General features: G+C 56.0%; 1 pseudogene. It reads right to left on the bottom strand.

The features are described 5' to 3' along the window. Nucleotides 1-234: pseudogene (locus Q4563_RS22800) on the bottom strand (LysR family transcriptional regulator); the annotation flags it as partial.

The following is a 234-nucleotide window of genomic DNA, read 5'->3' as shown; positions in this document are numbered from 1 at the left end:
GGCTGACCCCAGGGTTTGCATCCATAAAGTCGTCCAGCCAAGGCGTGACCAGATTCCGTCCCAGATCCGATGACAAGGCAATACGCAGCTCGCCGTCCACCACATGCAGATCACCTTTCACGCTTTGCCGCGCAAGCTCCAGCATCAATAATGCCTTTTCACACTCGGGAATATAGCGTTCGCCTGCAGCAGAGAGCCGCAAACTGCGAGTCGTCCGGACAAACAACTCTACCC

It is taken from the genome of Gilvimarinus sp. 1_MG-2023, assembly GCF_030548285.1.
Note: the sequence above shows the minus strand (reverse complement) of the source record. Positions and strands in the feature narration are given on the sequence as shown.